This window comes from Bacillus sp. 3G2, from assembly GCF_044324725.1.
GTDB classification, from domain to species: Bacteria; Bacillota; Bacilli; order Bacillales; family Bacillaceae_G; genus Bacillus_A; species Bacillus_A mobilis.
The window spans coordinates 3,396,073-3,421,285 of sequence record NZ_CP172246.1 but is presented as its reverse complement, the minus strand read 5'-3'; the positions used below and the strand labels follow the sequence as shown (position 1 = coordinate 3,421,285).

Sequence of the window (25,213 nt, the reverse complement as noted above, 5' to 3'; positions counted from 1 at the left end):
CGTCCTTTCTAAATAAATTTAAATCCGATCAATAGTTAGACATTTACAAATAGCATCGATTCAAAATTTAAAACTGGTTCTATTTGTAAAAAAATATGAAAAATGTGCTCGTCATTGCATCCTATTCAAATATAAATGAATAGGAATAGGCAAAGACTTTTTTTTTGCCTAAATTAGCTCGTATGTATATAAATGGAACTTTTTCGTTTTGCTCGCATTAAATGAAATAGCGAGAAAATATTACTTTTACTAGAAAGGAAGTGAGGTTGTTGGCCTTCGTTCAAGCTTACGGAAAAAATGATAATTTATTTATGATGCATACGGGAAATACGATGGGAATGCGCGGTACTGCTAATACAAACTTTGCTTACAATGCACTTATAACATTAAATACTGACACCACTTTTGGAGGGGTTCCTTCATCAACAGATCCAAATACATTTGGAGGCACAACGAATGATTGGACATTAGATGGCTCATGGGCTGAATTAAATCCATCAACTACTATTGTTCCAGCTACCGCGGTTGTAGATTTTGCATTACTTGTTTGGTCCGGTGGATTGGATACGGCTGTTACAACCACTGTTGTTGATGCGAATCCTCCAAATTTAGTTACGCCTGATGGAACTAGTACACAAGTGACCATTAATTCAGCATGGTCATCAGAAGGGACGAATTTACCCTTTATAGCTAATGTTTATAATCGAGCAGCAGACGTTACATCTTTACTACAAGGGTTACCAAATCGAGCAGCAGGAAGATATAGCGTAACAAGATTACCTACACGTCAGCCAGTTGGATATGGTGCTGGATGGTCGTTGATTGTTGTATATCGTGATTCTTCATATCCAATGAGAAATGTGAGTTTATTTCCAGGTTTTTTATTATCAGGTACACCACAAACTCTTTCTGGATTTTTTACACCAGCTACAGGGACGGTGACAGCAAGAGCTTTTGTAATGGCGATGAATGGTGATCCGAATTTTACAGGTGATAATTTTCAATTGAATTCTGTGACATTAACGGGACCAAATAATCCATCAGGGAACTTTTTTAGAGGGCAAGTAAATGATATTAATGGGAATTTAAATACAATTGGTAGTTTTGCAGATCGAAATTTTTCTGGAACAACTACAAATGCAAATGCAAGAGCTGAATTTGATATTACAAATGTGAATGCAACAGGTTCTATTGCATCAAATACGACATCCACACAAGTGAATATTACAGGAACAGGCGATACGATTTATATAAGTGCGGTCGGATTACAAATAGACTTGGCAGAAGCTAGATTAACAGCCGTAAAATCAGTATCTGTAAGTTAAAAAAAAGATTGCTATAAGCTAGCAATCTTTTTTTATTAGAGGGATTTTGTTAATAAAGTTTTATAATTAGAATAATCAATCTCTTTTTCTTGTAGTTTTTTCACTAAAAATTTATGGTCGCGCTTTGGTGTAGCAATAATATACCCTTTAATAATTAAATCTTGTGTAATCTGAGAGGCTTTTTCTTGTAATGCTAGTTCTCCGATTTTTCCAGCAATTTTGGATTTAGCAACATCACGAAATAGTTCTGGAACAGGACTTACGAGCTCTTCTAACAATTGTTTTTGTTCGTCATCCCATAAATGCCTAGTTTTATTAATATAGTGCTCTTCCCAATCTAAAATAGACATACCATCTTCTTTTGGTAGTCGTTTTAAAAATTTTCTGAACATAAAGTATCCACCGATAGACATAAGTCCTAATAAAATAACAGTCCATAGCACAATAAACCAACTGAACCATCCTTCGAGCAAGCGTATCCCCCCTTAATGATTGCGGTTTTCTTTTATTCATATTATAAACAGTGAGATTCATAGAAAGCAAGAACGCTTGGTCATTTTGACCAAGCGTTATCATTTAAACAAAATATAGTTGTTCAACACATAAATTGTTACTATCATCTTCTACATATTCAATGATTAATGTGCCAACTTTACGATCTTTATCTTTAGTTGTGAAAATAGAGTAAGAAGTAAAACGTGCTGTTGATAGGCCGCTTATATGTGTAGGTAAAGAAATGTAGTCGTTATCGCGGAAGAATTCCATCAGTTCAATATCCTCAAATTCTTTTCGGTCAACTTGTTTGTTTGTATAGCGGCGTTGAAGTTGTTTTAAAGACTCATTCCAAGAAATTGCTTTTGTATCGTATACCATTGTTCTATCTCCTTACTGTATGTAATCATTAAGAACATACGTTCTAAACTAGTATACTCTTTTTATTAGAAAAGGGAAAGCAAAAAATAATGTAAGCTTGGATTCCCAAGCTTACATTATTGATGCGTCCGTCATAATCTCTATTTTTATTATAAGTTACATAAGAATAAGAAACAAGATGATATATATATTGTTGATAGTATTGAAAATTCTGTATATTATAGATGTACTAAAGTACAAAGGAATGAGAGGAATGGCGTATGTAATTTCACTACAAGGACCGATGGCAAGCGGAAAAACAACATTGGCTAAAAGGTTAGAGCGATGTGGGCTTTCAGTTATATATGAAAATCCTTATCCAATTATAGAAAAGCGAAAGCAATTAAATTTGGATATGAATTCAAAAGAAGGGTTTATAGTAAATCAAAAAATGTTTATCGAAGCTAAAATAAAGGAGTTTCAAAATGCGAAGGGTTCAGACGTTATTTTTGATCGTGGACCTGAAGATATTGAATTTTATACACTTTTTTATCCAATGATTATAGGGAAAGAGTGGGATATAGAAACTGAATTGAAAGATGAATTATATAAATTAAGAGAATGCCGTTCAGATTCTATTTTTTATTTAGATGTGACGAAAAAGAATGTATATGATAGAAAAAATAACGATAGAACAAGAAACAGAAGTACATTTGAGGAGCAATTTAAATTAGTAGAAATTGAAAAAGATTGGTATAAACAATTTCCTGTAACTTATGTGGACACAAATAGATTAACAGTGGACGAATTAGAGATATATTTTATGAGATGGTTGAAGGAGAGAGGATTATGAAAAAAATACTTTTATTTGTATATCCTACATTTGCGGAGTTTGAAATAACGGTAGCTACGGCGCTGCTGAAAAATAAATTTGAAATCATTACAGCGAGTATAACAAAAGAATTGATTATAAGTGAAACAGGTTTGCAAGTGCAACCACATATAGAATTAAGTGAAGTGCGTGTAGAAGAATATGAGGGGATTATTATTCCAGGCGGAGACGCAATACATATGAAGGATGCTGAAGCGCTCTTTACAGTTATTCGTCAATTTCACGAACAAGAAAAATTAGTAGCTGCTATTTGTGCTGGACCATATGCGCTAGCAAAAGCAGGCTTATTCAAAGCAATCTCGTATACGGTGACTATGGATTATCAAAAATTAGATTGTTTTCCAGTGGAGAATTTTGTATATGAAGGGGTTGTGCAATACTCAAATATTATTACAGCGCAGGGGCATGCATTTGTACCATTTGGAATAGCGATTGCCTCTTATTTTGGAGTAGCAAATGAACATAATATAAATTTTTATGGTGGTAAGGGCAATGTGATGATGGAGAAACTTTTACCTGAGAATGTATAAAAGCTAGCATTTGCTAGCTTTTTTCTTTTTGACATCGATAAATGGCTAACGTTTTCGGATCGCGCCATATACCGTTATGAAGTGACAATTCATTTTCTACTGCTTCTTTTAGCCATTCCTTCATTTCGGCGTAAAGGTGTGTATTATCAGGTATATTTAGCGACGGAAACATACTAGAGATATAGTTTACAATTGGAGTAGCATGATGAAAAACGAGAGCATTATGAATCACTTCTTCTTCAACAGTTGGAAAAACAGACTGTAATATCTCTTTACCATTTTCTAAACAAAATGGAGTAACAGATGATGTTGTTTTCGGCAAATCAAATGCTTCTAACATACGGTTACACATTTCAACTATACGAGGTAATGTAACGTTAGAATTTGTTGTAGCTAAAAGTGAGCCACCAGGGCGAATTACTTTGTGGAATCCTTGAATTGTTTTTTCGACATCTTTCATGTGATATAACATATGTCTTGCGACGATCCAGTCGTAGCAATTAGCTTCAAAAGGAAGATTACCAGCATCACCTAATTTCCATTCAATTATGCTATTCTTTATTGCAGCTTCAGAAAGCATCGTTTTCGATTGATCAAAACCGGTTAGTTTTCCTTTATGGCCGTTAGTTTGCAAAAGGGAAAGGAAATTTCCGTTAGCACACCCAACCTCTAATATTTTTTCGTCACCTTGAAGTTGTAAATGTTCCATGACGAATTCATCTAAATTCACTTGCTTTTCTTCGTAATGTTTATGTGTATCGATACGAGTTTGTAAATGGTTGCTTACGTTGTACTGGCGTTTTACATCATTCATTTTTTCGCATTCCACTTTCGTACAAAATTGCTGAATCGCATGTGTTAATACATCGGTTTTCTTTAAACCTTCGTAATGAAGTGCAGCTTCAAACCTTTCAAGTAATTTTTCTTCAATTCGAAAATGAATATCTTTTCGTTTCGTCATTGAAATATAACCCCTTTGCATTTGTTAGTGAGACTATAGCACACCTGAAAACTTTGTGTGAATAATTTGTGTACACAAATGAAGGAGATGAAAAAATTGTTTGAATGTGAGTTTAAACTATTGACGATTTAACCGTTTTCATATATTCTTAAATTAAGAAATATTCAAATAATTAAAAGAAATGAGAGAGTCACATGCTTCTTCAAGGAACACATCGAATTGGTCGTATGGCCATGCTGTTGGCACTTGCGGATGAGAATGAAAGCCCTGTATTATCTATTCCGAAAGGTTGGAAGTATTGTACAGGGAAAGTGGGTTCGATGAATTCGCAAAAAGTTGTAGCAGCAATGGAAACAGCGGCTAAGAGCAACCAAGTTATTGAAACAGACGTTTACAGAGAAACACATGCACTTTATCATGCAATTATGGAAGCTTTGTACGGAGTGACGAGAGGTCAAATTCAGTTAGCAGACGTTCTTCGTACAGTAGGACTTCGATTTGCAATTGTGCGCGGTACACCATACGACGGAAAAAAAGAAGGCGAATGGGTTGCTGTTGCATTATATGGAACGATTGGTGCACCTGTAAAAGGATCTGAGCATGAGGCGATTGGTTTAGGAATTAATCACATATGATTTGCCCATAGTCTATTAGTTAGAAGGGGGCCTTACTTTTTTTAGGACAGAAGTCTGTCTTAAAAAGATAAGGTCCCCTTTTGCCTTTTTAAGGAGGAAAAAAGAATGATTACGTTAACAGGACATACATTGACAATTGAAGAAATGAAGAGGTTGTTACTTGAAGGAGAAGGTGTAACAGCTTGTCCAAATAGTATGCAAAAGGTAGCAGAGTGCCGCGAAGTAGTTGAGAAAATTGTAGAGGATGGAAAAGTCGTTTACGGTATTACAACTGGATTTGGAAAGTTCAGTGACGTGCTTATTCAAAAAGATGATGTAAAGGCACTTCAACACAATTTAATTCAGTCACATGCATGCGGAATAGGCGATCCATTCCCTGAAGAAGTATCACGCGGTATGTTAATTTTACGAGCGAACACGATGCTTAAAGGGGTATCTGGCGTTAGACCGCTTGTTGTAAATATGCTACTTGAGTTTGTAAATCGTAAAATTCACCCAGTCGTTCCGCAACAAGGTTCACTTGGAGCGAGTGGCGATTTAGCACCTTTATCTCATCTTGCACTTGTATTATTAGGCGAAGGTGAAGTGTTCTATAAAGGGAAACGCGTTCATGCGATGGTTGCTCTTACAGAAGAAGGTCTTGAGCCGATTGAACTTGAAGCGAAAGAAGGTCTTGCATTAATCAATGGTACGCAGGCGATGACAGCTCAAGGAGTTCTTTCTTATATAGAAGCGGAAGCAACGGCTTATCAAGCTGAATTCATTGCTTCGATGACAATTGAGGGGTTACAAGGCATTATTGATGCATTTGATGAAAATGTTCATAAAGCACGTGGTTATAAAGAGCAAGTGGAAGTAGCGAGCAGAATTCGTGACATCCTTCACGATAGTAAGTTAACAACAAAACAAGGAGAACTACGAGTACAGGATGCATATTCACTTCGCTGTATCCCGCAAGTACATGGTGCTTCTTGGCAAGTTTTAAATTATGTGAAAGAAAAATTAGAAATTGAAATGAATGCCGCAACAGATAATCCACTAATCTTTGATGGCGGAGAAAAAGTAATTTCGGGTGGCAATTTCCATGGTCAACCGATTGCGTTTGCAATGGACTTCTTAAAAGTAGGAATGGCGGAACTTGCAAATATTTCAGAGCGTCGTATTGAGCGTTTAGTAAATCCGCAATTAAATGATTTACCTCCATTTTTAAGTCCAGAACCAGGACTTCAGTCTGGTGCAATGATTATGCAATACGCAGCAGCGTCATTAGTTTCTGAAAATAAAACGTTAGCACATCCGGCGAGTGTTGATTCAATCCCGTCATCAGCTAACCAAGAAGATCACGTAAGTATGGGAACAATCGCTTCACGCCATGCACATCAAATTATTCAAAACGTAAGACGTGTTCTTTCAATTGAAATGATTTGTGCAATGCAAGCAGCAGAATATCGCGGTATTGAAAACATGAGTACAGTGACGAAGAGCTTCTATCATCAAGGTCGTCAGCAAGTACCTTCTATTACAAATGACCGCATATTCTCAACGGATATTGAAAATATTGCGTACTGGTTAAAAACGAATTATTCGATAAAAGAAAGATTAGATGTAAACGCAGCACTATAAAATGAGAAAAGGGAGAGATTGAAATGGAAAAAGTTAAACAAACAATTCGCGCGCCAAGAGGTACTGAGTTACAAACGAAAGGGTGGGTTCAAGAGGCAGCACTTCGTATGTTAATGAACAATTTAGATCCTGAAGTTGCTGAAAAACCAGAAGAATTAGTTGTATATGGCGGAATTGGCCGTGCAGCTCGTAACTGGGAAAGCTATCAGGCGATTGTAGATTCATTAAAAACGTTAGAAAGCGATGAAACATTACTTGTTCAATCAGGAAAACCAGTTGCAATCTTTAAATCACATGAAGATGCACCTCGCGTTCTTTTAGCGAACTCAAACTTAGTGCCGAAGTGGGCGAACTGGGATCACTTCCGTGAACTAGAGAAAAAAGGTCTTATGATGTATGGACAAATGACAGCAGGTAGCTGGATTTATATTGGAACACAAGGTATTTTACAAGGAACATATGAAACGTTTGGAGAAGCGGCACGTCAACATTTCGATGGTTCATTAAAAGGTACATTAACACTTACTGCTGGTTTAGGTGGTATGGGTGGTGCACAACCTCTTGCTGTAACGATGAATGGCGGTGTTGTTATTGCTATTGACGTTGATAAACGCAGCATCGATCGTCGTATTGAAAAGAGATACTGTGATATGTATACAGAATCGTTAGAAGAAGCATTAGCAGTTGCGAACGAGTATAAAGAGAAGAAAGAACCGATTTCTATAGGCTTATTAGGAAATGCGGCAGAGATTTTACCAGAACTAGTGAAACGTAATATTACGCCAGATTTAGTCACGGACCAAACATCTGCTCATGATCCATTAAACGGTTATATTCCAGTTGGTTACACGTTAGAAGAAGCAGCAAAACTTCGTGAAGAAGATCCAGAACGTTACGTACAATTATCAAAAGAAAGTATGACAAAACATGTGGAAGCAATGCTTGCAATGCAAGCAAAAGGCGCAATTACATTTGATTACGGAAATAACATTCGCCAAGTTGCTTTCGATGAAGGCTTGAAAAATGCATTCGATTTCCCAGGGTTCGTTCCAGCATTTATCCGTCCATTATTCTGCGAAGGAAAAGGACCATTCCGCTGGGTAGCACTTTCTGGTGATCCAGAAGATATTTATAAAACAGACGAAGTTATTTTACGTGAATTCGCTGACAATGAGCATTTATGTAACTGGATTCGTATGGCACGTCAGCAAGTTGAGTTCCAAGGTCTTCCATCACGTATTTGTTGGCTTGGTTACGGTGAGCGCGCGAAATTTGGTCGCATCATTAATGAAATGGTTGCAAATGGTGAATTATCAGCACCGATCGTTATCGGCCGTGACCATTTAGATTGCGGATCAGTAGCATCTCCAAACCGTGAAACAGAAGCGATGAAAGACGGTAGTGATGCAGTAGCAGACTGGCCAATTTTAAATGCATTAATTAACAGTGTAAACGGTGCGAGCTGGGTATCTGTTCACCACGGGGGTGGCGTTGGTATGGGCTATTCACTTCACGCTGGAATGGTTATCGTTGCAGATGGAACAGAAGCGGCAGCAAAACGTATTGAGCGCGTATTAACTTCTGACCCTGGTATGGGTGTTGTTCGTCACGTTGATGCAGGATATGACTTAGCTGTGGAAACTGCGAAAGAAAAAGGCGTTAACATTCCAATGATGAAATAAGGAGGAGAAAACATGCTGGACACTTTACTAATAAATATCGGTCAATTACTAACAATGGATCAAGAAGATGGCTTGTTAAGACGGGAAGCGATGAACACGCTTCCTGTTATCGAAAACGGTGTGATTGGAATTGAAAACGGCGTAATTACTTTCGTTGGAACAGCGGAAGAAGCGAAAGGATTACAAGCGAAAGAAGTTATTGATTGCGGCGGGAAAATGGTTTCTCCTGGTCTTGTTGATCCGCATACTCATCTTGTATTTGGTGGATCTCGTGAAAATGAAATCGCACTAAAATTGCAAGGAGTTCCGTACTTAGAAATTTTAGAACAAGGCGGAGGTATTCTTTCAACTGTAAATGCAACGAAACAGGCGTCGAAAGAAGAACTTGTTCAAAAAGCGAAATTTCATTTAGACCGTATGCTATCTTTTGGAGTTACAACTGTAGAAGCGAAGAGTGGTTACGGATTAGATGATGAGACAGAATGGAAACAATTAGAGGCAACTGCGCAATTGCAAAAAGAGCACCCAATTGATTTAGTTTCTACATTTTTAGGTGCTCATGCAGTTCCGAAAGAGTATAAAGGTAGATCAAAAGAATTTTTACAATGGATGTTAGACCTACTACCAGAAATGAAAGAGAAGCAATTAGCTGAATTCGTTGATATTTTCTGCGAAACAGGCGTGTTCTCTGTCGAAGAATCGAAAGAGTTTTTATTAAAAGCGAAAGAGCTTGGCTTTGATGTGAAAATTCATGCTGATGAAATTGATCCTCTTGGTGGTGCGGAAGCAGCGGCTGAAATTGGTGCAGCATCAGCGGACCATTTAGTTGGCGCTTCTGATAAAGGAATTGAAATGCTTGCAAACTCTAATACAGTGGCGACTTTATTACCAGGAACAACTTTCTATTTAAATAAAGAAAGCTTTGCTCGTGGCCGAAAAATGATTGATGAAGGTGTTGCAGTTGCGCTAGCTACAGACTTTAACCCAGGTAGTTGTCCAACTGAAAACATTCAGCTTATTATGAGCATCGCAATGCTCAAGCTGAAAATGACACCAGAAGAAGTTTGGAACGCGGTAACAGTTAACTCTTCTTACGCAATTAATCGTGGGGATGTAGCTGGGAAAATTAGAGTTGGTCGCAAGGCAGATTTAGTTTTATGGGATGCTTACAATTATGCTTACGTACCGTATCATTACGGCGTAAGTCATGTAAATACAGTATGGAAGAATGGTAATATCGCATATACAAGAGGTGAACAATCGTGGAGCACGGCCACTATTTAAAGAAGAATGCAAAGTTTATTGATCGTGAAGTGACAAAATGGAGTGAAATGATTAAAGATTGGGAGGAAGGCGTGGAAATATTCGGTGCTGCCTTAATTGGAGCACCCCTTTCTAAACCATCTATTAGTCATTCAGGAGCGAGCTTTGCTCCAAAAACAATTCGTGCGATGTTAGATGCATATAGCACGTACGCAATTACAGAAGAACATGATATGAAGGAAAGTGTTTTATATGATTGCGGTGATATTACGATGCATGTGACGGATATAAAAGAAAGTCATAACCGAATTGCGAAAACAGTTGGTCATGTAACGAAAGTAAATCCGAACATGATACCAATCGTTCTTGGCGGGGATCACTCGATTAGTTTTCCCAGTATAACAGGATTTGCAAACAGTAAAGGAAAGGTCGGGATTATTCAATTTGATGCCCATCATGATTTACGTAATTTAGATGATGGTGGCCCATCAAATGGTACACCGTTCCGTAGTTTACTAGAAAATGGTGTCATTACAGGAAAACAACTCGTTCAAATCGGAATTCGCAATTTTTCAAATGCGCGAGCGTACCATGAATATGCAAAAGAACATGGCGTGACAGTGTATACAATGAAAGATGTACGAGAGCGAGAAATCAAAGATATTATGACGGAAAGTATTGAAGTATTAAGAAAGCAAGGCGTGACTTCTGTGTACATTTCTCTTGATATGGATGTACTAGATCAAGCGTTTGCACCAGGTTGTCCAGCAATTGGTCCTGGCGGAATGGATAGTACGACTTTACTTGATGCGATTGAATTTCTTGGTAAAGAACCGCTCGTTCAAGGAATGGATATTGTAGAGATTGATCCAACACTTGATTTTAGGGATATGACGAGCCGAGTAGCTGCGCAAGTGATTATGAGTTTTCTTTTAGCGAGAGAAACAGTCCGTAAGCAGGTTAGTATATAGTCGTGAAATTAATAGAGAATATTTATCGATGCTGTATAAAAAACACATTACTACTCATATGTAGTAATGTGTTTTTATGTAAAAAGAGCAGGTGAAATTAGAATGTATATATGTGTGGAAAAGTTAATAAGATTGCGGGTTTTTAGTGATATTTTACGAATTTATTTTCTTAGTTCGAAAGGATTGACATGAAAAATAATTTTATGATAAAATAAAAATTTTGCTAAAAAAGTAATTGTGTGATAAGATTGAGAAGGTTACCATATATGGAGGTGGATTATTTGTTTCAAATTGGCGATAACATTGTTTATCCAATGCACGGAGCAGGTATAATTAAGGCCATAGAAGAGAAGGAAATCGCAGGAGAAAAACAACAGTATTATGTTATAAAAATGTCGGGTAGTAATATGGAATTAATGATTCCTGCAGGGAGAATATTGAGCTCAAATATACGACCAGTCACGGATATAACGGCGATAGCACACATATTGGATATTTTTCAACATGGAGAATCTGATAGATTACTTACGTGGAAACAAAGGTATAAATTGAACACTGATAAAATAAAGACGGGTAAAATACAAGAAGGTGCTGAAGTTGTACGTGATTTATTACGTATGCAGAAAGAAAAAGCACTTAATGCAAGCGAAAAGAAAATGTTAGATAACGCACACGAATTTTTGATTAGTGAACTGGGATTAATTGAAGGTATCACAGAAAGTCAAATAAAAAGCTTTTGTTAAGATTCATTAAAAATAATGTAGTACATCCCAAAAAAGATTTTGAATTTTTTGGGAACATAATTATAGAAAATTAATCATTTCAAAGACATTCAACTCTTTCAAACCACTTTTAGAGCATTAACCTCTTTTGTTATTACTACAATCAAATCCATTTTTATTTTTTAATTCTTTATGAATGTTCGAAGTTTAATTAAATACTTCGATAGAATAGTTACTTGATTTTTGCAATCCTGATTCACACTGGCACGGACGAGGAGCCGTAAGGATGAAAGAGAGGTAGGGCTTTCATTGTTTTAGGTTTATAAGTTATTATTTTTAGAAGAATACTGAACCACTTTCACTTCTATTGTTAAAGTTTTTTATATGTGAAGAGATAATAATTGTTTATTTTCTTTATATAAAAGAGATAAACGAATTGTTAGCCATATATGGTCAACTCAAAAAGGTTTCCTGTCTAGGAAACCTTTTTTTATTTGTATCATTCTATTTTTTAATATTCGAATGTTTGATGGTAAAGGCGTATAAATTGACGTTACTATCTAAAAGTAAGTATGATGCGTTTATAGTAAGAATTTTTTAGGGGGAAGAAAAATGACAAGTTCAAATAATAAAGCAGCAAGTATTTATGAAGGAACAAATATAAACGCTTGGGGATCTTTTAAAAATATTGAAGAAACAAAGTTGTTTAATCCGATTCGAATTGGATCTTGGTCTCTTCGTAATCGCATAGCGATGGCACCGATGACGAGATGTTTCGCAAATTATGAAACGGGAGTAGTTGGTACTGATGTTGTTGAGTACTATAGAAAGCGTGCAGCTGATGGAGTTGGATTAATTATTACAGAGGGAATCGTTATTAGCCCAAGAGCAAAAGGTAATCCAGGAGTACCAGGAATTTATACACAAGAACAAATCGATTCGTGGAAGCCTGTTACAGAGGCAGTACATAAAGAAGGCGGAACGATTATTGCTCAAATATGGCACGTTGGACGTATGAGTCATCACGAAATAATTGGTGGGCAAATGCCGCAAGCGCCGTCTGCAATTGCTGCAGAGGGAAATGTTCCGCGTTTTCGTAAACCGTTCGATACGCCAGAAGCAATGACGTTAGAAGAAATACAAGAAGTGATCGGTCAATATGCACAAGCTGCGAAGAATGCGATTGAAGCTGGTTTTGATGGAGTAGAAATTCACGGTGCACATGGATATTTAATCGATCAATTTACTTATGAGTTTGCAAATAAGCGTACTGATAAATACGGCGGAGACTTAAAGGAAAGGTTAACGTTTATGAAAGAAGTAACGGCGGCTGTAATAGAAGCTGTTGGAGCTAATAAAACACTTCTTCGTTTCTCTGCTTTCAAAGGTGATAATCCTACTTATATGTGGGAAAACCCTGAGCTTGCAATTGAAACGTTTATAAATATGTTCAAAGAAGTTGGATTAACGATGATTCACCCTTCAACGATGAATTATACGGCAGTTATTGCTGACGGAAAGAATTTTCATCAATTAGTAAGAAAATATTGGGATGGTACGATCGTAGGAGTAGGGAATTTAAATCCGAAAGAGGCTGAAGAAGCGTTGCAAGAAGGAACGATTGATGTAGCGGCATTCGGAAGACCTTTAATTGCTAATCCAGATTTTGTTCATCGAATTAAAAATGCTGAAAGTTTAGTTGAATATGATGCGAAAGAGCATCTTGTTACATTAATTTGAATAAAGATAAAAGGAGAACACATCAGGTGTTCTCCTTTTATTATGGATTTTCATAGGAGGAAGCGGGATGAGTGAAACGCTACTCGTTATTATTAGTATATTGCTCTTATTCATGCTACTATTAATCATTTTTTTTATTATTACATTTTTTATTAAAAAACGGACGCATCATTCTATATTAAAGCTACATCCATACTTAGGAAGGATGCGTTATTTACTTGAAAAGATAGGGCCGGAATTTAGGCAATATTGGTTTGATCATGATACGGATGGAAAGCCTTTTTCACGGTATGATTTTCAAAGTGTAATGTTTTTAGCGAAGTACCGTTCTGAAATACTTGGCTTTGGATCAAAACGAGATTTTGATACATCTGGTTATTATATTGCTAATACATTATTTCCGATATTAACAGAAGAATTAAGTGTGAATGTAGCGCAAGGACGTGAAGGGAAAAAGTATGTGATTCATAAAGAAGGTTTATTTTCACGAAGAGAAAAATTGACAGCGGATACAACGAATCTTTGGTTATATGAAGAAGATGATGCGGTTATCGTCGGTGAAAATCGTAAATATCCATGGAAACTGTATGGCATGTTTGGAGCATCAGCAACTTCTTACGGTGCGATTGGCGAAAATTATATATTAGCGAGTGGATTTGGTGCGAAGATGGCTGGCGGTTCGTGGATTAATACGGGAGAAGGTGGTGTAATACCGGAGCATTTACATACAGGTGCAAATATCGTTGCGCAAATTGGTCCGGGTTTATTTGGTTACCGTGATGAGGATGGTAATTTTTCAATGGAGCAATTCATGGAGAAAGCGAAAGAAAGAAATATTAAAGCATTCGAATTGAAATTTGGGCAAGGGGCTAAAATACGTGGCGGTCATCTAGAGGGACAAAAAGTAAATGAGAAAATTGCTTCTGTTCGAAATGTACGAGAAGGAGAAACGATTAATTCACCGAATCGATTTTCATTTTTAAATAATGCAGCAGATACACTTTATTTTATTCAGCAGTTGCAAGAAAACGGAGGTAAACCTGTCGGTATGAAAATTGTAATTGGACAGCTGGGGCCGTTGGAAGATTTATTCAAATCGATGAACGAGTTAAACATCTATCCAGATTTTATTACAATAGATGGTTCAGAAGGTGGATCAGGTGCAACATATAAATCGATGGCAGATAGTATGGGGATGCCGCTTATTCCAGCGTTACTGACATGTATTGATACAGCGAATCATTATGGTGTTCGGGACAAATTTAAAGTGTTTGCCTCGGGGAAATTAATTACACCAGATAAAGTGGCAATTGCTTTAGCTATTGGTGCTGATGCTATAAATTCAGCACGCGGGTTTATGATGGCAAGTGGCTGTATTATGGCGCTTCAATGTAATTCGGGGCAATGTCCATCTGGTGTGGCGACGACGAATCCTCATTATCAAAAAGCGTTAGATCCGTATGAGAAGAAATGGCGCGTAATGAATTATGTTGTTAGTATGAGATATAGTTTGTTCTCACTTGCGGCAGCAGCGGGAGTAAAGAGTCCACGCCATTTAACGAGAGAGCATATTGTGTTTAAAGATGAGGTGGGGCGGGTGGTGCCTCTTTCGGAACTGTTTCCTACTAGTAAATAGAAAATAAGCCATGTTTAATAGATTAAAAGTCATACATTTGTATGGCTTTTTAATTTGGAAATGAGGAGTGAAAAAGTGTATGATGTATTTTCTGAATATTTTTACTTTAATTTGTGTTGAAAGCCGGGTAATCCACTGGGATAAAGGCGTTTATAAAGGTTTTTACATGTAGTGAAATTGGCTTGTTCACTTGAAAGAACAAAAAATGTTTGTTAAGGTAGGGAACCATAAGCGAAAACAAGAAAATAGAAAAAGTCATCTTTCGAAATTTTGAATGGCTTATGTAACTAAGGGAGAGATTGGGTGAAGATTGAAATTATGGTTTCGCTTGCTATTTATATGGCAGGCATGTTGTATATCGGTTATTGGTCTTATAAGAAGACATCCGATTTATCAGATTATATGTTAGGCGGAAGGGGACTCGGTCCAGCAGTTACCGCTTTATCAGCTGGTGCTTCTGACATGAGTGGTTGGATGCTAATGGGATTACCTGGTGCGATGTATGCAACAGGATTATCAAGTGTATGGATTGCGATAGGTTTATTAATAGGTGCTTATGCAAACTATGTAATTATTGCCCCACGTTTGCGAACGTATACAGAAGTGGCAAATGATTCAATTACGATTCCAGACTTTCTAGAGAATCGATTTAAAGATCGTACGAAAATACTTCGTTTTGTCTCCGCTATCGTCATTTTAGTATTTTTCACATTTTATGCGTCGGCTGGTTTAGTTTCAGGTGGACGTTTGTTTGAAAATTCTTTCAACCTAGACTATAAGATTGGTTTATTTGTAACTGTAGGTGTCGTTGTTGCTTATACACTATTCGGTGGCTTTTTAGCAGTAAGTTGGACTGACTTTGTGCAAGGATGTATTATGTTTATTGCTCTTGTATTAGTGCCAATTGTTGCTTTTACAGATGTGGGCGGTGTAACAGAAACATTCAATACAATTAAACAAGTTGATGCATCGCATTTAGATATGTTTAAAGGAACTACAATTCTTGGGATTATTTCATTTTTAGCATGGGGTCTTGGGTATTTTGGTCAACCACATATTATTGTCCGCTTTATGGCGATTACTTCTATTAAAGATTTAAAAACTTCTCGTAGAATCGGTATCGGTTGGATGACGATTTCAATTATAGGTGCAATGCTTACTGGTCTAATTGGTATTGCTTATTACACTAAAAATAATGCGACGTTACAAGACCCAGAAATGGTCTTTGTAACATTCTCAAACATTTTATTCCACCCGTACATTACAGGGTTTTTATTATCAGCTATTTTGGCTTCGATTATGAGTAGTATTTCCTCGCAATTACTTGTTATTTCAAGTGCAGTAACAGAAGATTTCTATAAAACATTTTTCCGTCGTGACGCAAGTGACAAAGAACTTGTATTTATCGGTAGACTGTCAGTATTAGTAGTAGCTATGATTGCAGTTGCTTTAGCGTATCATCCAAGTGATACAATTCTAACACTTGTCGGTTATGCTTGGGCGGGATTTGGTTCAGCATTCGGACCCGCTATTTTATTAAGCTTATATTGGAAGAGAACGAACAAATGGGGCGTTCTTGCTGGGATGATTGTAGGTGCAGTAGTTGTAATTACTTGGGTACAAATTCCAAGTTTAAAAGCAACTATGTATGAAATGGTACCTGGATTCTTCTGTAGCTTATTAGCTGTTATTGTTGTAAGTTTATTAACGAAAGAACCAGTGAAAGCAATTCATCGTGAATTTAATGAGATGGAAGCAGTGCTGGAAGAGGAAACGAAATAAATTGCAAAGAGAGTAAACTAAATTGGTGTTTACTCTCTTTTAATTAAAAATGAAAATAAGGACTTATTGACAATAAAAAATAAGTAACTTATAATAAATCTTGAGTTCGAGATAAATAATAGTTCAAATCAAGATTTATTGTGATTATAGAATGAGAAAATATTTTTTGTATAATATCTCGAATTCGAGATAATTCCGATAAGTTAGACGCTGATGTGTAATTTTATAATTAATATCTTGAATTCGAGATAAAATCATAACGATGGATTTTACTTTGCAGTATGGACAAAATGAATAATGAATTTGAATGTGTAAAAGTTTTTAAAATGAAATAAAAAGGGGCGGAGAAAATGGAAAAGAAAACGATGGGAATTCATCACATTACAGCAATCGTAGGACACCCACAAGAAAATGTAGATTTTTATGCTGGTCTGTTAGGTTTACGTTTAGTGAAACAAACAGTGAATTTTGATGATCCAGGCACGTACCATCTTTATTTTGGTAATGAAGGAGGGAAGCCCGGAACAATTATTACGTTTTTCCCATGGGCAGGTGCTCGTCAAGGAATTATTGGTGACGGTCAAGTAGGAATCACTTCTTATGTCGTACCAAAGGGCGCAATGGAGTTTTGGGAAAATAGATTAGAAAAATTCGATGTTTCGTATACAAAAATGACTCGATTTGGAGAACAATATTTAGAATTTGATGATCCACATGGCTTGCATATAGAATTAGTTGAAAGAGAAGAAGGCGAATTAAATAATTGGAGTTTTGGAGAGGTTACACCAGAAGTAGCAATTAAAGGATTTGGCGGTGCTGTTCTTTTATCTGCACAACCTCAAAAAACTGCTGAATTGTTAGAGCATGTTATGGGTCTTGAGAAAATTGGAGAAGAAGGTGAATTTGTTCGATTCCGTTCTTCTGCTGATATTGGAAATATTATCGACTTGAGATTATCAACAATCGGGCGTGGTCAAATGGGTGTTGGTACAGTTCATCATATTGCTTGGAGAGCGAGTGATGATGCTGATCAATTAGATTGGAAAGAGCTTGTGTCTCGTTTTGGATATCACGTAACGCCTGTACAAGATCGCAATTATTTTAACGCAATTTATTTTAGAGAACACGGCGAAATCCTATTTGAAATTGCAACAGACCCTCCTGGTTTCGCTCATGACGAATCGTTAGAGACGATGGGTGAGGAATTAAAGTTACCGGAGCAATATGAAACACATAGAAAACAAATTGAACAAACACTTTTACCATTTGAAGTGAGAAATTTAGACGAAAAGTGATTGAAAGGGGAAAAGATTATGATGAAACATGTTTTTCAAAAAGGAAAAGATACGTCAAAACCAGTGTTGTTATTACTTCATGGTACAGGTGGTAATGAATTAGATTTATTACCACTTGCAGAAATAGTTGATCCGGAAGCATCTGTATTAAGTGTTAGGGGAAATGTATTAGAAAATGGCATGCCACGTTTCTTCCGTAGATTGGCAGAAGGCATTTTTGATGAAGAAGATTTGATTTTCCGTACGAAGGAATTAAATGAGTTTTTAGATGAAGCTGCAAAAACATATGAATTTGATAGAAATAACATTGTAGCTATCGGTTATTCAAATGGAGCAAACATTGCTGCAAGCTTATTATTCCATTACGAAAATGCATTAAAAGGCGCTGTGCTCCATCACCCAATGGTGCCTAGAAGAGGAACACAATTACCTAATTTAGCAGGGAAATCCGTGTTTATTGCTGCTGGGACAAATGATCCGATTTGTTCATCAGCAGAGTCAGAGGAATTGAAGGTATTATTAGAAAGTGCAACTGCAAACGTAACAATGCACTGGGAAAATAGAGGTCATCAATTAACAATGGGTGAAGTAGAAAAAGCGAAAGAATGGTATGACAAAGCATTTTAAAAAAGAAGCATCTGCTAACAATTAGCAGATGCTTCTTTTATTATTTACGACTGAATCGCAAGATGAGATGAAGAAAGTGGCAATTGAATATCAACGATTGTACCCTTATTTAACTCGCTTGAAATGTGTAATTTACCATGATGTTCTTCAATTATTTTGTAACACATCATTAATCCTAGTCCTGTTCCTTTTTCTTTCAAACTATAAAACGGTTCGCCCAGACGAGAGATACGATCTTCTGGGATACCGCAACCTTCATCAATAATCCGTATTAAAATGAAAGCATCATCAAATGGTTTTGTTTGGATGTAAATATTTCCGCCATTTGGCATTGCTTCTATTGCATTTTTTAATATGTTTATAAAAACTTGTTTTAATTGGTTACCATCACACTGAATATCATGTTTGCAATCAAAATGATCCATAATGATATGGACACTATGCATAATAGCAGTTGGTAAAATAAATGTAACTACTTCTTCAATTAAAGTTTGTATGTTACAAGTTTGGATAGATAATACTTGTGGTTTAGACATCGCCATAAATTGACTTGTAATAGATTCCATCTGTGAAATCTCACTTAACATAACATCGATATACCATTTTTGCTCCTCATTAATTTCAGGGAGTAGCAATGTTAGAAAACCTTTTAGAGAAGTGAGTGGATTTCGAATTTCATGGGCAATTCCAGCTGTCAGTTGTCCGACTACTGCGAGCTTTTCTGATTTTCGTAATAACTTTTCTGTTTCTTTAAGTTCGGTAACGTCTCTACCCATTACGATAAGACCTTTACGCGAGCCGTCAGGATGATAGAGAGGAACTTTCGATATACTTAAGATTAAGTCGAAATCATCTCTATGAATAATAAATTCCTCACCATGAAGAATTTGTCTTTGTTGCCACGCTAGTTCATCAACTTCTTCACAATGTAAAAAAGCTTCTCGGTACGCTTCATTATATTGAATGAGTTCACTATCTTTTTTCCCGTGGTAAGGTACATGGTGGAAATTGAAGCAAGAAAGTGCGTAGTCATTTGCTTCAAGCCAGCGCCCTTCATGATCCTTAAATATAACGAACGCAGGCATGGAGTTCACTAATGTACGTAATCTCTTCTCGCTTTCTTTTAGCATGTTCTCAATTCTTTCTGATTTTTCAAGAGGCTTCATAATGGCATATACGCCAGTTAGACGATTTTGGACAAATATAGGAACTAGTTTAGTCACGACGTCTAATAAGAATCCATTTTTATGATAAATAGATAACATATACTCTTGTTGGTTATCCGCTTTAGTATTCTTTATATTTTGTAATACTTGCTCAGAAATATGAGCTTCTAAAATAGAGGTAATATTTTTCTGTTCTAATTCTAAAGAAGTGTAACCTAATATTCTTTCGACAGAAGGGTTCGTATGTAGAATAACTCCCTCTAAGTTCAATGAAATAATACTATCAGGATTGTGCTCGAACAGAGATGCGTACATTTCTGCTGAAGAACGATCTTGTATATGGTTTCGCAAACGTCCAGAAATGTTCAGATGACGTTTTCTTTGAAATGATGAATATTTTTTACGACTCATAATAGTTCCTCCGTACAAATAGCATCTAAAAAGATTTTTCTATTCATAACTATAATATAGATGCAATGTATATTTCTATAAAAAATGGAAGTTATATAATGAATTTTGTTTTCTTTATTTTGGAAAAGTGCGTATAGGGTGGTAATAAGGGGAGCTTATATTGTTTTATAAAGCATTTGTAAGTTACAGAAGTAGGTTTTCCTTATAATATTAGGATAGAAGAGGGGGAGAGAAAATGAGAAATTATATTCAAGGTATTGATCATGTACAAGTAGCTGCGCCTGTAGGGTGTGAAGAAGAAGCACGAGATTTTTATAGTAATAAAATTGGTATGGAGGAAATCCCGAAGCCAGAGGAATTAAAGAAGCGCGGTGGCTGTTGGTTTAAGTGTGGAAATCAAGAGATTCATATTGGAGTTGAGCAAAACTTCAATCCAGCTAAAAAAGCGCATCCGGCTTTTTATGTTTTAAAAATTGATGAATTTAAAGAAGAGTTAATAAAGCAAGGTATTGAAGTAATAGATGATCATGCACGACCAGATGTAATTAGATTTTATGTGTCAGATCCGTTCGGAAATCGAATTGAATTTATGGAAAATAAAAACTAGGTGGAAATCCACCTAGTTTTTTAACCTTTTCTAAACAATCCTAATACTTCAACCGTTTCTGTAATGTTAACGAATGCATGAGGATCAATTTCAGAAATTGTTAATTTCATACTTGCTAATTCTTCACGAGAAACGACTGTCATAAGTACACGTTTCTTTTCGCTGGAATAAGCACCTTCGCCATCAAGTAATGTAATTCCACGTACAACAGTTGAAAGAAGTTGTTTTTTCATTTTTTCTGCTTCATTTGTTACAATCATAAGTGTAACCTTTCGATGTTTCGTATGAATAGCATCAATAACTTTACCAGTTACATAAATGGAAAGTAAGCTAGTAAGAGCAACATCCCAAGTGAAGAAGAATCCTGCAATGATTACAACGACTGCATTTAAAATAATAAGGAATCCGCCAAGTTTAATGTCACGTTTGCGAGACAACAACATACCGATAATATCAAATCCACCAGTTGATCCATTACAGTTAAAAACAAGACCGATACCAGCTCCGGCAATGACACCACCAAAGATAGATGATAAAAGTGGATCTGTTGCTACGACTTTCACTGGAACATAGTATAATGCAACAGATAATACAATAACAGAGATAACAGTGTTAAAAATTACTTTTTTTCCAAGACCTATGTATCCTAAAATAAGGATAGGTAAGTTTAATACGAAGTTAATAATACCTGTGTTTACAGGAGTTACAATCCCTAAAATAATAGCAATTCCGCCAATTCCACTACTTAAAATTTTGTGGGGGATAAGGAAAAGATTAAAGGCAATCGCAATAATAATAGAACCAATAATAACACCAAGAAATCTGACCATCTCTTTCCCGTCCTTCACTAAAAAATTCATATTATTTCAAGATTATATATGATATTGAAAGTTTTGGGTAAAAACAGTTTATTTCGGAAAATTAGATTAATCAAAAGAATTTGAGTATTTTATCATTTGAAAGGGGATACAGTTGTGAAGATAAAAACATATCAACAGAAAAGCCCGTTGAAGCAAGAATGTGAGGATTCTTATTTTTGTAATGAAGAAAAAAAGATTTATGGTGTATGTGATGGGGCAACACCACTCGTCCTGTTTCGTGATGAAAAGGGACATAATGGAGCATACATCGCTTCACATGTATTTGCAAGTTATTTTAATTCATTCCGCGAAAATCATAGTTTACCAGTTGCAGTTGCAAAAGCAAATGAAGCATTGCAAAGCAAAATGTTAGAATATGAAGTAGACATGAGAAAGAAAGAGCATTTGTGGTGTACATGTATTGCGGCAGTTCAAATAGATGGTGAGAAAATTGAATATGCGCAGTTAGGGGACTGTATGATTGTCGCAATACTTCAAAATGGAACGATGCAAGTATTAACGAAAGACACAGTCGAAGGAATTAGTAAACGAGCAAAAAAGAAGAGAGAAGAAGATCGTCAAAAAGGGTTATCTGTACCAGAAGAACATGTTTTTCAAGATGTGAAAGAACAGTTAAAATACAATCGTTATCTTGCGAATATGCAGGGGGGGTATTCCGTTGCAAATGGAATGAAAGAAGCGATACATTATTTACAACATGGGGAATTACATGTAGATGAAGTGAGCGGGATTTTTATTTGTTCAGATGGGTTATTCCACCCAGATTGGCCACTCGAACAAACTGTTTCATATATAAGAGAGAATAGTATAAATGAATATGTAGCAATTATTGAAGAGCTAGAAGGGGAAAAGAGAATAAGACCAGATGATAAAACAATGATGATTATTGATTTGTAAGGGAGGATATTCAAATGGAAATTAAATGTGTTAACTTAACATTTCAAGATGAATTAGTTCCTTTAGAAAAAGTAAATAAACTGATTATCCACCATACATCCGAAGATGGATGGGATGTCTATAAAACACATGAATTTCATCAAAAAGTAAGAGGCTGGAGCGGGATCGGTTACAACTATTTTATTGAAGAAGATGGAACTGTAGTTGAAGGACGAGGTTTACATATTGGAGCACATGCGAAAGATAATAATAGAGATACAATTGGAATATGCATGACGGGTAATTTTGATAAATATGATCCAACTATTGCACAAATGAATGCATTATATTTTTTATGTAAAATGTTTATGAGGCAGTTTGCTATAAAGAAAGAAAATATACTAGGTCATAGGGAGTTAGAAGGAGTTACAAAAAGTTGTCCTGGCAGTCGATTTTCTATGGTAGAGTTAAGAAACGAACTATCTTAAATATAGAGGAGTAAGAAATAATGATGAATATAAAAATACCAAATGATAAAAAAGAAGAGCTTGTAGCACAAATTCAGCAATTTTTCGTTGAAGAAGATTTAGATGGAATTGGGCGTTTCCAAGCAGAACGTTTAATTGAAGAAATGATTAAATTAGTAGGACCGTTTGCATACAATCAAGCAATAGGAGACGCTAGAAAGCTTGTAACAGAGAAACTATCTAATATTGAAGAAGATTTGTATGTGTTAGAGAAGAGTGAAGGGAAGTAAACTTTCGCCAATTATAAAATAAGTATTTACCACGGCTTCTTTCCGATGTTTTATTTGGAAAGGGCCGTGAAATTGTTTTTGACCATACAAAATAAACCTTTTCTTTTTTACCAAAAGGGATCCTAGAATTTAAAAAACGTTATTCTTTCTTAACAAGCTAGATGAGAAAGAATAACGTTTTTTTAGATTGAGATTAAAAATATATTATCTTAATTTTATCTTTTTTTAATAATTTGTTTATGGGCAATTTATAGTTGCTATTTATAATTCCTATATATAACAGCTATGGGTACTACGAAAAAGAACTTTGGAGGTGTAATAAGGGGAATTGAAAATTTGTATCCAATTCGCTGTAATAAAAATTTAAAACATGAATTGCTCACATAGAATTTTCTTTTGGAAGATAAGTGGTGTAATTCTTTGTTAAATGAAGGAAGGTATTGGGGAGCTATGAATAAAACAATTTTAAAAACATGTATTATATCAGCAGTTATAGGCGGAAGCCTATTAAGTGAAATGAATGGAGAGGTGAAAGCAGAACAGGTTACACCTCAAACGAGTCATACTGATGTATTCAAAGATGTTCCAAAGGGGCACTGGGCATATGAGGCAATTCATCAATTAACAGGTGAGAAAATCATTTTTGGCTATGATGATGGAAGATTTGGTTTTGGAGATAACGTAACACGCGAACAGGTTGCAGCTTTAATGTATCGTTATTTTAATATGGAAGAAAATAAAAATTATCAAAACCCATACGGTGACGTAAGTGAAAATTCAACAAGCTATATAAAGGAAATTTTATCTTTAACAGAAATGGGTGTTTTTACGGGTGATGAGCATGGAAACTTTAGACCGAAGGCATCCTTAACACGCGCAGAAATGGCACAGGTTCTTACAAATGCTTTTCATTTAAAGGCAAAGAGTGATCATACTTTTAATGATGTTTCAACGAACTCATGGGCAAGAAATGCAATTAGTGCTGTTCAAACAAATAATATTGCAAAAGGAGTAGGAGAAGGGAAGTTTGCTCCAAGTATGGATGTGACACGTGAACAGTACGCACAATTTTTATACAAAGCAATACAAGAAACGAAAAAAACTGAACAAACGAAAGGGCAGCTACTAACTAGTATACTTGGTGAAACAAATTGGCAAGGGACAAAAGTCTATGACAAAGATCATAATGATGTAACAAAAGAAAATCAAAATTTCATTGGGCTTGCAAAATATGATGCTAAAACTGCAAGGTATGAATTTTTTAATGCAAATACAGGAGAGAGTCGTAATGATAGCGGCACCTTTTTTATAACGAATGATGGAAAGAAAAGAGTGTTAATTTCTGAAACGCAAAATTATCAGGCAGTTGTTGAATTAACGCAATTAGATAAGGAGAAATTTACATATAAAAGAATGGGGAAAGATGCAAAAGGGAACGATGTAGAAGTGTTTGTTGAACATGTTCCTTACCATGAAAAAGAACTTTCTTTCACGCGACCTGATAAAAACTTAGAAAGTTCGACGGGAAAAATAGTTACAGAAGTTGATGGAGATGAAATTTTATCTAGTACACTATGGAACGGAACGGTGGTATTAGACGAACAGGGTAATAATGTAACAAAATACAACTCAAACTTAATCAGTCTAGCAAAATACGATAACCATACAAATAAATATGAGTTTTTCAATGTGAATACAGGAGAAAGCCGTGGAGATTATGGTTTCTTTGATGTTGTACATGGTAATAAAATAAGGGCTCACGCTTCGTTAGGAAATAATAAATATGGTGCGGTCCTTGAACTTACAGAGTTAAATAAAGAGAAATTTACGTATACAAGAATCGGGAAAGATGCGAATGGAAAAGATATAAAAATCTTTGTTGAGCATGAACCGTATACAGGTGACTTAAAACCAAATTTCACAAAGTAAGATGTAAAATAGTTGTTTATAGACAAAAAGATGCCTGAAGGCATCTTTTT

24 protein-coding genes are annotated in these 25,213 nt (G+C 35.8%); 19 read left to right on the top strand and 5 right to left on the bottom strand.

The features are described 5' to 3' along the window. The first annotated feature begins 269 nt into the window (after positions 1 to 269). Positions 270 to 1,325 carry a hypothetical protein gene (locus ACHZK0_RS17530; RefSeq protein WP_262741339.1) on the top strand — a complete coding sequence of 352 codons (1,056 nt, stop codon included), beginning with the start codon at positions 270 to 272 and terminating at the stop codon, positions 1,323 to 1,325. A gap of 35 nt (positions 1,326 to 1,360) precedes the next feature. Here the strand turns inward: ACHZK0_RS17530 and ACHZK0_RS17525 are convergent, their stop codons facing one another. Further along, on the bottom strand, positions 1,361 to 1,798 hold the full coding sequence (locus ACHZK0_RS17525; protein ID WP_063262434.1) for a DUF2621 domain-containing protein: 438 nt from the start codon (positions 1,796 to 1,798) through the stop codon (positions 1,361 to 1,363). 103 nt (positions 1,799 to 1,901) lie between these two features. Then, the gene (locus ACHZK0_RS17520) at positions 1,902 to 2,198 is read right to left on the bottom strand and encodes a hypothetical protein (protein ID WP_262741338.1); all 297 of its coding nucleotides are present in this window, start codon (positions 2,196 to 2,198) and stop codon (positions 1,902 to 1,904) included. A gap of 253 nt (positions 2,199 to 2,451) precedes the next feature. Here ACHZK0_RS17520 and ACHZK0_RS17515 point away from each other — a divergent pair, with 253 nt between their 5' ends. Next, complete coding sequence (locus tag ACHZK0_RS17515; RefSeq protein ID WP_270342488.1) at positions 2,452 to 3,030, top strand: AAA family ATPase; 579 nt, start codon at positions 2,452 to 2,454, stop codon at positions 3,028 to 3,030. Beyond that, positions 3,027 to 3,599 (top strand): DJ-1/PfpI family protein, encoded by a 573-nt coding sequence (locus ACHZK0_RS17510; RefSeq protein ID WP_262741336.1) that lies wholly within the window; start codon positions 3,027 to 3,029, stop codon positions 3,597 to 3,599. Before ACHZK0_RS17515 ends, ACHZK0_RS17510 begins: the two co-directional genes overlap by 4 nt. Before the next feature lie 13 nt (positions 3,600 to 3,612). Here ACHZK0_RS17510 and ACHZK0_RS17505 read toward each other — a convergent pair whose 3' ends face one another. Then, a complete protein-coding gene (locus ACHZK0_RS17505) occupies positions 3,613 to 4,560 on the bottom strand; it encodes a class I SAM-dependent methyltransferase (protein WP_262741335.1) in 948 nt (315 codons plus the stop codon). A 194-nt stretch (positions 4,561 to 4,754) separates the two neighbouring features. Here ACHZK0_RS17505 and hutP point away from each other — a divergent pair, with 194 nt between their 5' ends. The 11 genes from hutP to ACHZK0_RS17450 all read left to right on the top strand — a co-directional run bounded on the left by hutP (position 4,755) and on the right by ACHZK0_RS17450 (position 18,536). Then, positions 4,755 to 5,195: a hut operon transcriptional regulator HutP gene (hutP, locus tag ACHZK0_RS17500; protein WP_000926516.1), complete on the top strand. Its 441-nt coding sequence runs from the start codon at positions 4,755 to 4,757 to the stop codon at positions 5,193 to 5,195. 105 nt (positions 5,196 to 5,300) lie between these two features. Then, entirely contained in the window at positions 5,301 to 6,818 is a 1,518-nt protein-coding gene (gene hutH / locus ACHZK0_RS17495) for a histidine ammonia-lyase (protein ID WP_000631839.1), read from the top strand. Positions 6,819 to 6,841: 23 nt separating this feature from the next. Continuing rightward, positions 6,842 to 8,500, top strand: a complete 1,659-nt coding sequence (hutU, locus tag ACHZK0_RS17490; RefSeq protein ID WP_144488119.1) for a urocanate hydratase — start codon at positions 6,842 to 6,844, stop codon at positions 8,498 to 8,500. A gap of 12 nt (positions 8,501 to 8,512) precedes the next feature. Then, positions 8,513 to 9,784: an imidazolonepropionase gene (hutI, locus tag ACHZK0_RS17485; protein WP_270342479.1), complete on the top strand. Its 1,272-nt coding sequence runs from the start codon at positions 8,513 to 8,515 to the stop codon at positions 9,782 to 9,784. Next, the gene (gene hutG / locus ACHZK0_RS17480) at positions 9,763 to 10,734 is read left to right on the top strand and encodes a formimidoylglutamase (RefSeq protein WP_262741332.1); all 972 of its coding nucleotides are present in this window, start codon (positions 9,763 to 9,765) and stop codon (positions 10,732 to 10,734) included. The genes hutI and hutG overlap by 22 nt, the downstream gene beginning before the upstream one ends. Before the next feature lie 281 nt (positions 10,735 to 11,015). After that, positions 11,016 to 11,477, top strand: a complete 462-nt coding sequence (locus tag ACHZK0_RS17475) for a CarD family transcriptional regulator (RefSeq protein ID WP_262741340.1) — start codon at positions 11,016 to 11,018, stop codon at positions 11,475 to 11,477. 591 nt (positions 11,478 to 12,068) lie between these two features. After that, positions 12,069 to 13,196 (top strand): alkene reductase, encoded by a 1,128-nt coding sequence (locus tag ACHZK0_RS17470; RefSeq protein ID WP_395760751.1) that lies wholly within the window; start codon positions 12,069 to 12,071, stop codon positions 13,194 to 13,196. 67 nt (positions 13,197 to 13,263) lie between these two features. Beyond that, positions 13,264 to 14,832: an FMN-binding glutamate synthase family protein gene (locus ACHZK0_RS17465; protein WP_262741330.1), complete on the top strand. Its 1,569-nt coding sequence runs from the start codon at positions 13,264 to 13,266 to the stop codon at positions 14,830 to 14,832. A gap of 303 nt (positions 14,833 to 15,135) precedes the next feature. After that, on the top strand, positions 15,136 to 16,614 hold the full coding sequence (gene putP, locus ACHZK0_RS17460; RefSeq protein WP_262741329.1) for a sodium/proline symporter PutP: 1,479 nt from the start codon (positions 15,136 to 15,138) through the stop codon (positions 16,612 to 16,614). A 350-nt stretch (positions 16,615 to 16,964) separates the two neighbouring features. Further along, on the top strand, positions 16,965 to 17,909 hold the full coding sequence (locus tag ACHZK0_RS17455) for a ring-cleaving dioxygenase (RefSeq protein ID WP_262741328.1): 945 nt from the start codon (positions 16,965 to 16,967) through the stop codon (positions 17,907 to 17,909). An 18-nt stretch (positions 17,910 to 17,927) separates the two neighbouring features. Next, positions 17,928 to 18,536 carry an alpha/beta hydrolase gene (locus ACHZK0_RS17450; protein WP_262741327.1) on the top strand — a complete coding sequence of 203 codons (609 nt, stop codon included), beginning with the start codon at positions 17,928 to 17,930 and terminating at the stop codon, positions 18,534 to 18,536. Positions 18,537 to 18,580: 44 nt separating this feature from the next. Here ACHZK0_RS17450 and ACHZK0_RS17445 read toward each other — a convergent pair whose 3' ends face one another. Continuing rightward, positions 18,581 to 20,113, bottom strand: coding sequence for a BA3702 family sensor histidine kinase (locus tag ACHZK0_RS17445; protein ID WP_270342476.1), 1,533 nt, complete (start codon positions 20,111 to 20,113; stop codon positions 18,581 to 18,583). Between the two features lie 235 nt (positions 20,114 to 20,348). On the opposite strand from ACHZK0_RS17445, the gene ACHZK0_RS17440 reads away from it, so the two are divergent. Then, positions 20,349 to 20,720 (top strand): VOC family protein, encoded by a 372-nt coding sequence (locus ACHZK0_RS17440; RefSeq protein ID WP_063262450.1) that lies wholly within the window; start codon positions 20,349 to 20,351, stop codon positions 20,718 to 20,720. A gap of 20 nt (positions 20,721 to 20,740) precedes the next feature. Here ACHZK0_RS17440 and ACHZK0_RS17435 read toward each other — a convergent pair whose 3' ends face one another. Then, the gene (locus ACHZK0_RS17435; RefSeq protein WP_000251342.1) at positions 20,741 to 21,550 is read right to left on the bottom strand and encodes a YitT family protein; all 810 of its coding nucleotides are present in this window, start codon (positions 21,548 to 21,550) and stop codon (positions 20,741 to 20,743) included. Between the two features lie 126 nt (positions 21,551 to 21,676). Between ACHZK0_RS17435 and ACHZK0_RS17430 the strand changes: the two genes are divergently transcribed. The 4 genes from ACHZK0_RS17430 to ACHZK0_RS17415 all read left to right on the top strand — a co-directional run bounded on the left by ACHZK0_RS17430 (position 21,677) and on the right by ACHZK0_RS17415 (position 25,163). Beyond that, entirely contained in the window at positions 21,677 to 22,498 is an 822-nt protein-coding gene (locus ACHZK0_RS17430) for a protein phosphatase 2C domain-containing protein (protein WP_262741325.1), read from the top strand. A 14-nt stretch (positions 22,499 to 22,512) separates the two neighbouring features. Then, complete coding sequence (locus ACHZK0_RS17425) at positions 22,513 to 22,965, top strand: peptidoglycan recognition family protein (protein WP_262741324.1); 453 nt, start codon at positions 22,513 to 22,515, stop codon at positions 22,963 to 22,965. A 20-nt stretch (positions 22,966 to 22,985) separates the two neighbouring features. After that, a complete protein-coding gene (locus ACHZK0_RS17420) occupies positions 22,986 to 23,234 on the top strand; it encodes a DUF2164 domain-containing protein (protein ID WP_262741323.1) in 249 nt (82 codons plus the stop codon). 450 nt (positions 23,235 to 23,684) lie between these two features. After that, a complete protein-coding gene (locus tag ACHZK0_RS17415; RefSeq protein WP_262741322.1) occupies positions 23,685 to 25,163 on the top strand; it encodes a DUF4822 domain-containing protein in 1,479 nt (492 codons plus the stop codon). Positions 25,164 to 25,213: the final 50 nt, after the last annotated feature.